Here is a 12,643-nt window from a genome sequence, read left to right as displayed (position 1 = left end):
GGGTCAAGCTCCCTTCGCGGCCTGGAACAACTCTGCCCTGATGTCCTCGCCCGCCGTCGCCTGACGGTAGGTCTCGAGGGCCTCGCGGGCCTTGTCGTCGAGCTCCTTGGGCACCGCGACCTCCACCGTCACCAGCAGGTCGCCGCGCGTACCGTCCTTGCGGACCGCGCCCTTGCCGCGGGCGCGCATGGTCCGGCCGTTGGGGGTGCCGGCGGGCAGCTTCAGCGTGACCGCCGGGCCGCCCAGGGTCGGCACCTTGATCTCGCCGCCGAGCGCCGCCTCGTCGAAGGTGACGGGCACGGTGACGGTCAGGTTGTCGTCCTTGCGGCCGAACACCGGGTGGGCGTCGACATGGACGACGACGTACAGGTCGCCGCTCTGGCCGCCGCGCTCGCCCGGCGCGCCCTTGCCCCGCAGCCGGATCCGCTGGCCGTCGGAGACCCCGGCGGGGATGCGGACCTGCATGGTGCGGGAGGACTTGGCCCGCCCGCTGCCCTTGCAGACCTCGCAGGGGGTCTCGGCGATCAGGCCGCGGCCCTTGCAGTCCACGCACGGGTCGGTGAGCGAGAACGAGCCGCTGCCGCCGCGCGAGACCTGGCCGGTGCCGACGCAGGTCGGGCACACGCGGGGCGTGCCGTTCTTGTCGCCGGTGCCCGAACAGGCCTTGCAGGGCGCCTGGGAGGACATCCGCAGCGGCACGGTGGCGCCGTCCACGGCCTCGGTGAAGCTGAGCGTCACCTCGGACTCGATGTCCTGACCGCGGCGGGGCTGCGTACGCGTACCCGCGCCGCCGCCCGCGCCGCGGTTGAACAGTCCGCCGAAGACGTCGCCGAGGCCGCCGCCGAAGCCGCCCGCCCCGCCCGCGCCGGGACCCTGGGCGCCGCCGAAGAGGTCGCCCAGGTCGAAGTTGAAGTTGCCGCCGCCCGGGCCTCCGGCGCGGAAGCCGCCGTTGCCGAAGAGCGCGCGGGCGTCGTCGTACTCCTTGCGCTTCTTGGGGTCGCCGAGGACGTCGTTCGCCTCGGAGATCTCCTTGAAGCGCGCCTCGGCCTTGGCGTCACCCTTGTTGGCGTCCGGGTGGTTCTCGCGGGCGAGCTTCCGGTACGCCTTCTTGATCTCGGCGTCGGTGGCGTCCTTGGGGACGCCGAGAACCTTGTAGTAGTCCTTCTCGACGAAGTCCTTCGTGCTCATCGACGTCCCTCCTCTCGGACGATCTTCGCGCTAGCCCTCCTCGGGGCCACCGCTCTCCTCGTCTGCCGACTTCTCGTCCTTCGCGGCCGGCGTCGCCCCGGGCTGGGGCTCGGCCACCGCGACGCGCGCGGGCCGGATGGTCCGCTCGCCGATCCGGTACCCCGGCTGCAGGATCGCCACGCAGGTCGTCTCGGTGACGTCCGGCGCGTACGAGTGCATCAGGGCCTCGTGGATCGTCGGGTCGAAGGGCTCGCCCTCCTTGCCGAACTGCTGCAGCCCCATCTTGGCGGCCACCGTCTCCAACGACTCGGCCACCGACTTGAAGCCGCCCACGAGCTCGCCGTGGTCCCGGGCCCGACCGATGTCGTCGAGCACGGGCAGCAGCTCCGTCAGGAGGCCCGCGACCGCGATCTCCTTGACGGTGACCCGGTCCCGCTCCACCCGACGGCGGTAGTTCTGGTACTCGGCCTGGAGCCTCTGGAGGTCCCCGGTGCGCTCGGAGAGCGCGCTGCGGACCTGGTCCAGCTGGGCGGTGAGACCGGCGGTCTCGGCCGAGCTCTTGCTGCTTGCGTCCCCGGCCGGGGCCGCCGAGCCCTCCTCTGTGGAGGGGGCCTCGGCGGCGTCGGCGGCGTCGTCAGGGGTGGCGCCGGAGGGGACGTCGGGCTTCTCCTCGAAGCCCGGGGTCTCCTCCGTCATCAGACAGCGCCGCCCTTCTTGGGCTCGTCGTCGACGATCTCGGCGTCGACCACGTCGTCATCGGCCTTGGCCTCGCCCTGCGGGGCGTCGCCGCCGGCGGCCTGCGCGGCCTGCGCGTCGGCGTACATGGCCTGGCCGAGCTTCTGGGAGACGGCCGCGACCTTCTCGGTGGCGGTACGGATCTCGGCGGTGTCGTCGCCCTTGAGCTTCTCCTTCAGCTCGGTGAGCGCCTCCTCCACCTCCGTCTTCACGTCGCCCGGAACCTTGTCCTCGTTGTCCTTGAGGAACTTCTCGGTCTGGTAGACGAGCTGCTCGCCCTGGTTACGGGACTCGGCGGCCTCGCGACGGGCGTGGTCCTCGTCCGCGTACTTCTCGGCCTCTTCGCGCATCCGGTTGACCTCGTCCTTCGGCAGCGAGGAGCCACCGGTGACGGTCATCTTCTGCTCCTTGCCCGTGCCGAGGTCCTTGGCCGTGACGTGCATGATGCCGTTGGCGTCGATGTCGAACGCGACCTCGATCTGCGGGACACCACGCGGGGCCGGCGGCAGACCGGTCAGCTCGAACATGCCGAGCTTCTTGTTGTACGCCGCGATCTCGCGCTCGCCCTGGTAGACCTGGATCTGCACCGACGGCTGGTTGTCCTCGGCCGTCGTGAAGATCTCGGACCGCTTGGTCGGGATCGTGGTGTTGCGCTCGATGAGCTTGGTCATGATGCCGCCCTTGGTCTCGATACCAAGCGACAGCGGGGTCACGTCGAGGAGCAGGACGTCCTTGACCTCACCCTTGAGGACACCGGCCTGGAGGGCGGCGCCGATGGCGACGACCTCGTCCGGGTTCACACCCTTGTTGGCCTCCTGGCCACCGGTCAGCTCCTTGACGAGCTCGGCGACGGCCGGCATACGGGTGGAGCCACCGACGAGAACGACGTGGTCGATCTCGGACAGGTTGATGCCCGCGTCCTTGATGACGTTGTGGAACGGCGTCTTGCACCGGTCCAGAAGGTCGGCGGTCAGCTGCTGGAACTGAGCTCGGGTGAGCTTCTCCTCCAGGTGCAGCGGACCCTCGGCGGAGGCCGTGATGTACGGCAGGTTGATCGACGTCTCGGTGGAGGACGACAGCTCGATCTTCGCCTTCTCCGCGGCCTCGCGGAGACGCTGGAGAGCCATCTTGTCCTTGGCCAGGTCGACGCCGTGACCGTTGGCGAACTGCTTCACCAGGTAGTCGACGACGCGCTGGTCCCAGTCGTCACCACCGAGGTGGTTGTCACCGTTGGTGGCCTTCACCTCGACGACGCCGTCGCCGATCTCCAGGAGGGACACGTCGAAGGTGCCGCCACCGAGGTCGAAGACGAGGATCGTCTGGTCGTCCTTGTCCAGACCGTAGGCCAGGGCGGCCGCGGTCGGCTCGTTGACGATGCGCAGGACGTTGAGGCCCGCGATCTCACCGGCCTCCTTGGTGGCCTGACGCTCGGAGTCGTTGAAGTACGCGGGAACGGTGATGACCGCGTCCACGACCTTCTCGCCCAGGTACGCCTCGGCGTCGCGCTTCAGCTTCTGCAGGATGAAGGCGCTCATCTGCTGCGGGTTGAAGCTCTTGCCGTCGATGTCGATCTTCCAGTCGGTGCCCATGTGGCGCTTGACCGACCGGATGGTCCTGTCGACGTTGGTGACCGCCTGACGCTTGGCCACCTCGCCGACGAGCACCTCGCCGTTCTTCGCGAAGGCGACGACGGACGGCGTGGTCCTGGCGCCCTCGGCGTTGGTGATGACGGTGGGCTCGCCGCCTTCGAGAACGCTGACGACGGAGTTAGTCGTGCCCAGGTCGATGCCGACCGCACGTGCCATTTCAATTCCTCCAGCTGACTGACTTGAGTGGAACTGACTCAAGGATGCACGACGGCCCCCGACCCGTCAACAGAGCTGAGCGTAGGCGACTCAACTCTTCACCCTGCGATCCGCTCAAAGGGCCGCCGATGGCGCGTCATTCCCGGGCCCGACACCCCTCCGCGTGAGAGAGTCCGGGGTGCCCCTGTCGGGCATAGCGGGCGTATCCCACGAATATCCCATGAATGTCCCTCGAAAGGGTGTGGGGAATGACGGCCAAGCGCGCACTCGACCTCTTCGGCGGACTCGTCCTGCTGACCGTCCTGTCCCCGCTGATCACGGCCGTCGCCCTCTCCCTCGCGCTCGCCACGGCCGGCGCCGGCGGGGTCATGCGCCGCCGGACGGTCGCGGGCCGGGGCGGACACCCCTTCACGATGCTGACGTTCCGCACGAAGAGCCCGCTGGCCGGGCTGCCGCTCCTGCTCCATGTCGTACGGGGAGAGATGTCACTGGTCGGCCCGTGCCCCCTGACCCCCGGACACCGGGAGTGCACGGGCGAGGCACGCCGCCGGCTCTCCGTGCGGCCGGGGATGACCGGGCTGTGGCAGATCAGCGGCCGCTCGGAGCTGCCGTGGGAGGAGCGCGAGCTGCTCGATCTCCACTATGTGGACCATCACTGGCTGGGGATGGATCTGGCGATCCTGGCGCGTACGCTTCCAGCAGTCCACAGGCGTCGCGCGGCACGGCCCCCGGCGAAGCATCCGGCAAGGCTTGCCTGAGCGACACAGATCACCGCAAGCGCCGCTACAGCGCGGCACTGAGAGGCGGTAATCTCAGCACGGACTGAATAAGTTACCGCTTAGTAGTGCCACACTCGGCAGTGTCGGCACTCCGCCTCGCAGGCCCGCCCGAGGAGCCCCTCATGCAACTCGCCGCGATCATCGTGTCGATCGCCATCACGGTGGTGGCCGTCGCGCTGTTCGGCCGCGCCATCGCGCAGATCTACCGCTTCGTGAAGCTCGGCCAGCCCGTGCCCGCGGGCACGCGCACCGGCGACCCCACACAGCGCACCCTCACGCTGGCCAAGGAGTTCCTCGGCCACACCCGGATGAACCGCTGGGGCATCGTCGGCTTCGCGCACTGGTTCGTGGCGATCGGCTTCTTCGCGCTGCTGCTCACGATCGTCAACGCCTTCGGCCAGCTCTTCCAGGCCGACTGGCTGATCCCGATCATCGGCGACTGGCTGCCGTACGAGGTCTTCACCGAGTTCCTCGGCCTGATGACCGTCGTCGGCATCGTGACGCTGATCGTGATCCGGCAGCTGAACCGGCCGGGCGGCGCGGGCCGCAAGTCCCGCTTCGCGGGTTCCAAGACCGGCCAGGCGTACTTCGTCGAGGCCGTCATCCTGATCGTCGGCGCCTGCATCATGACGCTGCGCGCCCTCGAAGGCGTCCAGCACCACGTGACGAGCTGGGAGCCCGGCTTCTTCGCCTCGTACCCGCTGATCGCGCTCCTCGACGGGCTGGACCTGAGCACGATCCAGCACCTCACCTACTTCTTCGCGGCGCTCAAGATCGTCACGTCCTTCACCTGGATGATCACGGTCTCGCTGAACACCAACATGGGTGTCGCCTGGCACCGCTTCCTCGGCTTCCCGAACATCTGGTTCAAGCGGAACTCCGACGGCTCCACCGCCCTCGGCGCGCTCCAGCCGATGACGACCGCCGGCAAGGAGATCGACTGGGAGGACCCGGCCGAGGACGCCGTCTTCGGCGTCTCCCAGGTCGAGCAGTTCTCCTGGAAGGGCATCCTCGACTTCTCCACCTGCACCGAGTGCGGCCGCTGCCAGTCGCAGTGCCCCGCCTGGAACACGGGCAAGCCGCTCTCCCCGAAGCTCCTGATCATGTCGCTGCGCGACCACGCGCACGCCAAGGCGCCGTACCTGCTGGCCGGCGGCGGCAAGGACATGGAGGGCAACGAGAAGGCTTCGGCGGAGCAGCTGGCCGATGTCCCCGCCTCCGCCCTCGCCGAGGCCGAGCGCCCGCTGATCGGCACCGCCGAGGAGAACGGCGTCATCGACCCGGACGTCCTGTGGTCCTGCACCACCTGCGGCGCGTGCGTCGAGCAGTGCCCGGTCGACATCGAGCACATCGACCACATCGTCGACATGCGCCGCTACCAGGTGATGATCGAGTCCGCCTTCCCCTCGGAGGCCGGCACGATGCTCAAGAACCTGGAGAAGAAGGGCAACCCCTGGGGTCTGGCCAAGAAGCAGCGCGTCGAGTGGACCAAGGAGGTCGACTTCGAGGTCCCGATCGTCGGCAAGGACGTCGAGGACCTCACCGAGGTCGACTACCTGTACTGGGTCGGCTGCGCCGGCGCCCTGGAGGACCGGGCCAAGAAGACCACCAAGGCCTTCGCCGAGCTGCTGCACATGGCGGGCGTCAAGTTCGCGATCATGGGCGGCGAGGAGAAGTGCACGGGTGACTCGCCCCGCCGCCTGGGCAACGAGCCGCTGTTCCAGCAGCTCGGCCAGGAGAACGTCGCGATGCTGAACATGGCGTTCGGCGAGGACGACGAGGACGAGTCGACGAAGAAGCCGAAGTCGGCGAAGAAGATCGTCGCGACCTGCCCGCACTGCTTCAACACGATCGCGAACGAGTACCCGCAGCTGGGCGGCGAGTTCGAGGTCATCCACCACACGCAGCTGCTCCAGCACCTCATCGACGAGGGCAAGCTGATCCCGGTGACGCCGGTCGACGGTCTGATCACGTACCACGACCCCTGCTACCTGGGCCGCCACAACAAGGTCTACACGCCCCCGCGCGAGATCATGTCGGCCGTGCCCGGCCTGCGCCAGCAGGAGATGCACCGCCACAAGGAGCGCGGCTTCTGCTGCGGCGCCGGTGGCGCGCGGATGTGGATGGAGGAGCGGATCGGCAAGCGCATCAACAACGAGCGCGTCGACGAGGCCCTGTCCCTCAACCCGGACATCGTCTCCACCGCCTGCCCGTTCTGCCTCGTCATGCTGACCGACTCGGTCAACGGCAAGAAGAACGAGGGCAAGGCGAAGGAGTCCGTCCAGGTCGTGGACGTGGCGCAGCTGCTCCTCGACTCGGTGAAGGCGAAGCCGGAGCCGGAGTCCGTGTCGGAGGCCGTACCGGCCGAGTAGTTCCGTACGCACGAGCCACGAGAGGGCCGCCCCGCGAACTGCGGGGCGGCCCTCTCCGTCGTCCGCGGTCAGCCCTCCTGCGAGCGGCGGTGGTACAGCGCGAACCCGAGCCCGGCGGCCCCGACGGCGGCCAGACCGCCGCCCGCGCCGATCAGGGCGGCCTCGTGGGAGGAGTCGGCGACGTTCTCGGCACCGGCCCTGACCCCGCCCTTGGGCACGACGGTGACGCTCTGGGACGCGGTCTTCTTCGCCGGCTCGGCCTTCTGCGCGGTGTACTTCTCGATCAGCTTGCCGTGGAAGTCGTAGACCCAGCTGTTGCCGCCCTGCTTCGGGGTGTCGATGACCACGAACTTGTAGAAGCCCTTGCCGGCACGGACGGTCTTGTACGTCCAGCCCTTGTGGCCGGCGGCGGGGTTCTTCGCGTCGAGGGTGGCGATGCGGTGGCCGTCCGGCGTGAACAGCTCGACGCGGTGCCCCTTCTTGTAGAACGTGGCGATGTTGCCGTCGGCCATGGTGACGCGCGCGTCGGCCCGCGTCTTCCGGTCGGGCTGCGGGGTGGGCTTGGGGGTCGGCTTGGGGGTCGGCTTGGGGGTGGGCTTCGGGTTCGGCTTGGGCGCGCCCTCAACCCAGGAGGTGACGGTGCCATCGGGCTGCAGGACGACGTGCAGGCCGTTGTTCTGCCCGTAAGCGGGGCTGCCCGTGGTGGTGAGGGTGTCGATCAGCGTGCCGCCCGCCCAGATCTCGGCGGCGTACTCGTCCGTGCCCGTCTGGTAGACCTTGGCGACCGAGCCGTCGGCGAGCTTGAAGGACGTGACGAAGGTGCGCTCGACCGGCGGGTCGATCTGCTTCTGCTGCTCCTGGTCGGCCTGATCCGGCTTCACACCCTGATCGTCCGTGCCGTGCTCCTGGTCGGCGCCCTGCGCGTCCGTCCCCTGGTCCTGGGTGGCGACCTGCTGGTCGTTCGGCGCGGGGGCCGGGGCCGGGTTGTCGGCGGCGAAGGCGCCCGCGGCCGGGAGGGCCAGGGCGGCGATGGTGCCGGTGGCGATGGCGGCGGTACGGATGGTGCGACGGGTGGCGCGCATGAGAAGTCCCTCGTGTGTCGTTTTCGTGCGGTTCGTCCTGCGACATCCACGAAGCTACGGATGGGATGTTTGCGTAGACCATCGGACTTGTAACGAAGGCCACAGAGCTGAGCACCGACCTTGTAAAGGCCCGCAGAGCCCCCTGAGGCCCCCTAGGGGATGTCACAGCTCAGTGGCAGCACGGGCCCAAATGAGCGCCCTCACAGCGGAAACGGGTACGTTCGACTACGTGGCTGGATTCAGGAACGGACGCGGCCGGGACAACCGCCCCCCGCAACAACAACCGCAGCAGGCGCCGTACGGGTACAACGCGGCCCCGCCGCCCCACCCGCAGCAGCAGTGGCCTCAGCAGGCCCCGCAGGGTGGCGGCGGGTACGGGGAGCCGGAGTACTTCGGGGACCCGCACGCGGCGCAGCAGCAACAGCAGCAGCACTACGCGGCGAATACCCCTGGGCACACGCAGATGTTCAGCGTGAACGAGGACCCCTACGGCGCCGGCGCCACCTACCAGGCCGGCGCCGCCCCCGCCCCCACGGGCCCGCGGCTGCCCTGGAAGGCCCTGCTGAGCGGCATCGTGCTGCGCCCGGCGCCGACGTTCCTGCAGATGCGGGACCACGCCGTCTGGGGCCCTGCGCTGATCGTCACCTTCCTCTACGGGCTGCTGGCGATCTTCGGCTTCGACAAGGCGCGCGACGAGGCGATCAACGCGACGCTGTCGACGGCGATCCCGTACGTCCTGATGACGGGCGTCGGCTTCGTCATCGGCGGTTTCATCCTGGGCGCGGTCACGCACACGCTGGCCCGCCAGCTCGGCGGCGACGGCACCTGGCAGCCGACCGTGGGCCTGTCGATGCTGATCATGTCGATCACGGACGCGCCCCGCCTGGTCTTCGCGCTCTTCCTGGGCGGCGAGAACGGCCTGGTGCAGGTCATCGGCTGGATCACCTGGCTGGCGGCGGCCGCGCTGTTCACGACGATGGTGAGCCGCTCGCACGACCTGCCGTGGCCGAAGGCGCTGGGCGCGTCGGCGATCCAGCTGGTCGCGCTGCTGTCGCTGATCAAGCTGGGCATGCTGTAACGACGTGCGGACGAGAGAGGGCCCCGCCGGGCGACGGCGGGGCCCTTCCCGTACGCCCCGACGTAACGGGGGTCACGTCCGGCGCGCTGATCCCGGACCTCGCATGCGCGTGCCACGTTGTTAGGGTCGACTGAAGCTTCCAGGAGGCAAGTTGATGGAACCTCAGGGGGAGGGCGGCGCGGTGAGCAAAGCCGATCTCGACGTCTCGGACAGCGATCTGACCAGACTCGCCGGAGACCTCGACGCGATGCAGGAACACCTGAACGGCCAGGTCCGGCGCATGGACGCGGTCGTCGACCGCATCGAGGCGGGCTGGAAGAGCGACGCGGCCCGGGGCTATCGATCGCTGCACCGGGGCGTGGCCGAGGACGCGGTCCGTATCAGGGAGATCCTGCGCGTCCTGGAGGAGGCCCTGCGGATGAGCCGCGACGGATTCACCCAGCAGGAACTGGACACCCTCCGCCGGATGCGGTCGGCGGAGTCGAAGGTCGACGTGACCCGCGAGGCCGAGGCGCTGTCCGAGGGAACCACGACGCCCACCAGCCGAATACTCGACATCTGACGTCGACTCACACACGGGGGCAAACAAGCATGGCCGACGACTACATAGGCGTCAGCTTCAGCACACTGCGCGAGGCCGCAGGCGAACTGGAAGACATACTCCGGCAGCTCAACCAGCGCCTGGAGACGCTGTACGGGCGCACGGAGAAGGTCGTCCTGACCTGGCGGGGCGAGGCCCGAGAGGCCTTCGTCGAGGAACTCGACCAGTGGGACAAGCAGATGCAGGACCTCCAGGCCGCCCAGGCGTGGCTGCACGAGGTCGTGACCACGGGCCACGCGAACTACGCCGCGGCCCATCGCGCCGTGCTGCGCGGATGGGGGGCGGGCTGAGATGGGCACCCCTCCCTCCCCCTCGCCGCAGAACGGCACCATCGACGTCAAGCCCTCGGACCTGTTCCGGGTGTCCGGCCTGTTCGCCAAGGAGCAGACGGACCTGCACAAGGCCCCGACCACACTCATCAACGAGCTCGGGGAGTACCAGGACGCGGGTGGCTACGGCACGTCGGCCCAAGCGTTCTCCGCCGCGTACATGAAAGTCGGCAACCGCTTCCTCGAGGTATGGGCGAGGAGCGTGGTCAGCATCGGCGGCGCGGCCGTCGGTTTCACCACCACGGCCAACAACTACGTCAAGGCGGACGCCGCTTCGGACCCGAGCGGCAACAAGCAGGCCACCACCATGCCGCCGCCGCAGGTGATCGACAAGGCTCCCGTCTACCCGCGCATCATCGACCTGAAGTGGGGCGACGACGACGGCGGCGACCGGATCTGGGTCCGCATCCTGGAGTGGGTGCCGGATGCGATCATGGACGCCATGCGGGCCGCGATCAAAAAGGTCTACCGCATGGGCCGGGTCCCGGACGTCTACCCCTTCCCCGACCAGCACCACCTGAACTCCCTCTCCGGTGCTTGGGGCCACGCGAACCGTTCGCTCTTCATCGCCCAGGGCAACCTGACCGGCCACCTGGCCCCCATCACCAACCAGGCCAACAGCGAGTGGCACGACGCGATGCGGACGTTCATGAGCTCGCTGTGGGGCACGACCGCCTGGGGCAAGAGCACGGTGGGCTACGAGTGGAAGCACGACACGGCGAGCTCTTCGGCCGGCGCCACCAACCCGGTGTTCGCGGTGCTGTCCGACACCAGCCAGAAGATCAGCAACCTGCTGCGGGAGTTCGGCGAGGCCGCGGTCGAACTGAACGCGCAGGTCTACGACGAGTACCTGGACGCGGTCAAGAAGGCCCTCCTCGACATCGACCTGAAGGACGGTATCGACTTCAAGGACGTCAAGGGGCTCATCAAGGGCATCGCGAAGGGGGCGGCCACCGTCGGCCTCAGCATCCCGCTGAACATCGACACCAGCGCCATGAACGCCATCGTCAACCGCTACGAGCGAACGGTGGACGGCCTCACCCGGCAGTTCGACGACCTGATGCCCGCCCTGGACGAGGCGTTCATGAGCGCCCCGAGTTTCCACGCCGAGGACGCGCGAGCCCAGTCCTTCGGCGCCCGGGCGCTCCACGACTTCAAGCCGGAGCACACCTACAGCGTCCCGAACGAGGACCCGAACAACCACTTCTTCCCCATCGACCTGGCCGCCCAGGAGGGGATCGAGGGAAGCCACCCGGTCGACAAGCACGTGGGCAAGACGGACGAGCAGCTGGCCCAGCGCCTGCGTGACCAGCAGACCGTGCGCCCCGACGGGACCGTGGCCCCGAGGGCCATCTCCACCTTCACCGACCACGCCTCCGCCCAGCGCCTCACCCAGACAGTGCTGGACGACATACGCCACGCGGAGCTGATCGAGAGGTGGATCGACAAACAGAAGGACCCCAACACCTACAACCCCAACTCGAAACCCAGTTACAGCCTTGCGTTCAACGAGGTCACCGGGCGCTCACTCAGCAGGGCCGACTACGACGCGCACGGTCTCACCGCCCAGGCGCAGGACGTGCACAGCGTCAAGGTGACGCTCAAGTGGGTCGGTGAGCACGTCGACCCCCCCTTCATCGTTCTGACCTCCATGCCGGAGGCCCCCTAGCATGCACAGCGTGACCACACACACCGGAGCGGTGTTCAACAACGGCGCGATCTCCAGGCTCCTCGAGCTGGCCGTCGCCTGCCGCCGGGACCCCTCCAGAACGCTCGAGGACGAACTGACCCGGTTCTGCCGGACGATCAGGGACACGCCACAGGCCGAATGGGCCATGCCCCTCGCCACCGTCGCGGCGCTGCTCGACCTCGTCTCGGACCAGGTGGTGGAGGTGGACCCGGCGACGCTGTCGGCGGGATTCGCCGAGCAGCTCGCCGAGGCCGCGGGGGACCTGCCCGCACCCGAGTTCCTCCGGCTCCTGTCGGGGATGCTCCGCCTCCAGGACCGGGAGCCGATCCCGGATTTCGACCGGCTTCCGATGGCCGCCTGGGAGGCCGAGCTGAAGTTCGGCAGAATCCGCCAGTTCTGGTGGTGGGTCGATTCGGGCGAGTACGAGGACTTCGACGAAGGGGTCCGCGCCGGAGTCGCGAGCGAGCATCCCCACGGCTGCCGGGCGGCGATGTCCGCGCTCGCGGCGGAACTGCAGGAGGCGCTCCTCCTCTTCCCCGCGCCGGCCGCTCCGTCCGCGCCGGTCGCCGGACTCGCCGAGACGGCCCCCTGGGCTTCACGACCGGTACTGCAGGCGATTCTCCAGGCCGTTCACGCCCATTTCGACGAAGAGCACTGAGGTCAGTTCCGTGCCGAGCCCCAACGTTTCCGCCACTTATCCCGACCGGGAGACCGCCCAGTGGGCCACTCAGCAGGTCGTGACCGCCAACGAGCAGGCCATCCACCGCTGGCTCGCCCAGTCGACCCGGCAGCGGCTCACCATCGAGGCCGCCTGGCCCTCCCGGCCCGAGCCGGTCGGGCGGGTGCTGCGCCAGGCGATGATGCTCGCCGGCCGTGAACCGGTCGACGTGCGCGCCGCCCGGGTGATCCTCCGGCGCAGCGCCGACAACCCGCACGGCTTCACCGTGCACGCCACCTTCCCGATCTACCTCTAGAGGCTGTGTC

At 68.8% G+C, this 12,643-nt stretch carries 12 protein-coding genes; 8 read left to right on the top strand and 4 right to left on the bottom strand.

Translation table 11 applies throughout. The annotated features are described in order from the left end of the window. Positions 1-3: 3 nt before the first annotated feature. From dnaJ to dnaK, 3 genes are read right to left on the bottom strand one after another with little or no spacing between them, the layout of a single operon-like run. Positions 4-1,188 carry a molecular chaperone DnaJ gene (dnaJ, locus tag ACFV9D_RS19355; protein ID WP_385147194.1) on the bottom strand — a complete coding sequence of 395 codons (1,185 nt, stop codon included), beginning with the start codon at positions 1,186-1,188 and terminating at the stop codon, positions 4-6. 30 nt (positions 1,189-1,218) lie between these two features. Further along, complete coding sequence (gene grpE / locus ACFV9D_RS19350; RefSeq protein WP_385147191.1) at positions 1,219-1,884, bottom strand: nucleotide exchange factor GrpE; 666 nt, start codon at positions 1,882-1,884, stop codon at positions 1,219-1,221. After that, positions 1,884-3,728, bottom strand: coding sequence for a molecular chaperone DnaK (dnaK, locus tag ACFV9D_RS19345; protein ID WP_385147188.1), 1,845 nt, complete (start codon positions 3,726-3,728; stop codon positions 1,884-1,886). Before dnaK ends, grpE begins: the two co-directional genes overlap by 1 nt. Positions 3,729-3,976: 248 nt before the next feature. Here dnaK and ACFV9D_RS19340 point away from each other — a divergent pair, with 248 nt between their 5' ends. Then, entirely contained in the window at positions 3,977-4,486 is a 510-nt protein-coding gene (locus ACFV9D_RS19340; RefSeq protein ID WP_385147186.1) for a sugar transferase, read from the top strand. A gap of 143 nt (positions 4,487-4,629) precedes the next feature. Continuing rightward, entirely contained in the window at positions 4,630-6,879 is a 2,250-nt protein-coding gene (locus ACFV9D_RS19335) for a (Fe-S)-binding protein (RefSeq protein ID WP_385147183.1), read from the top strand. A 68-nt stretch (positions 6,880-6,947) separates the two neighbouring features. Here ACFV9D_RS19335 and ACFV9D_RS19330 read toward each other — a convergent pair whose 3' ends face one another. After that, the gene (locus ACFV9D_RS19330; protein WP_385147180.1) at positions 6,948-7,961 is read right to left on the bottom strand and encodes a hypothetical protein; all 1,014 of its coding nucleotides are present in this window, start codon (positions 7,959-7,961) and stop codon (positions 6,948-6,950) included. 229 nt (positions 7,962-8,190) lie between these two features. On the opposite strand from ACFV9D_RS19330, the gene ACFV9D_RS19325 reads away from it, so the two are divergent. The 6 genes from ACFV9D_RS19325 (at position 8,191) to ACFV9D_RS19300 (ending at position 12,633) form a co-directional block, all read left to right on the top strand. Further along, positions 8,191-9,039, top strand: coding sequence for a Yip1 family protein (locus tag ACFV9D_RS19325; protein WP_385147177.1), 849 nt, complete (start codon positions 8,191-8,193; stop codon positions 9,037-9,039). A gap of 154 nt (positions 9,040-9,193) precedes the next feature. After that, complete coding sequence (locus ACFV9D_RS19320; RefSeq protein ID WP_385147174.1) at positions 9,194-9,601, top strand: WXG100 family type VII secretion target; 408 nt, start codon at positions 9,194-9,196, stop codon at positions 9,599-9,601. Between the two features lie 29 nt (positions 9,602-9,630). Then, positions 9,631-9,930, top strand: coding sequence for a WXG100 family type VII secretion target (locus ACFV9D_RS19315; protein WP_385147171.1), 300 nt, complete (start codon positions 9,631-9,633; stop codon positions 9,928-9,930). A gap of 1 nt (position 9,931) precedes the next feature. Then, positions 9,932-11,638 (top strand): RNase A-like domain-containing protein, encoded by a 1,707-nt coding sequence (locus tag ACFV9D_RS19310; protein ID WP_385147168.1) that lies wholly within the window; start codon positions 9,932-9,934, stop codon positions 11,636-11,638. A 10-nt stretch (positions 11,639-11,648) separates the two neighbouring features. Beyond that, positions 11,649-12,317, top strand: a complete 669-nt coding sequence (locus ACFV9D_RS19305; RefSeq protein WP_385147165.1) for a hypothetical protein — start codon at positions 11,649-11,651, stop codon at positions 12,315-12,317. Between the two features lie 10 nt (positions 12,318-12,327). Beyond that, on the top strand, positions 12,328-12,633 hold the full coding sequence (locus ACFV9D_RS19300) for an RNase A-like domain-containing protein (protein ID WP_385147162.1): 306 nt from the start codon (positions 12,328-12,330) through the stop codon (positions 12,631-12,633). Positions 12,634-12,643: the final 10 nt, after the last annotated feature.

This window comes from Streptomyces sp. NPDC059875 (genome assembly GCF_042731085.1).
In the GTDB taxonomy this organism is placed as follows: Bacteria; Actinomycetota; Actinomycetes; order Streptomycetales; family Streptomycetaceae; genus Streptomyces.
The sequence above is the reverse complement of the archived record's forward strand: the minus strand, read 5'-3'. Positions and strand labels throughout refer to the sequence as shown.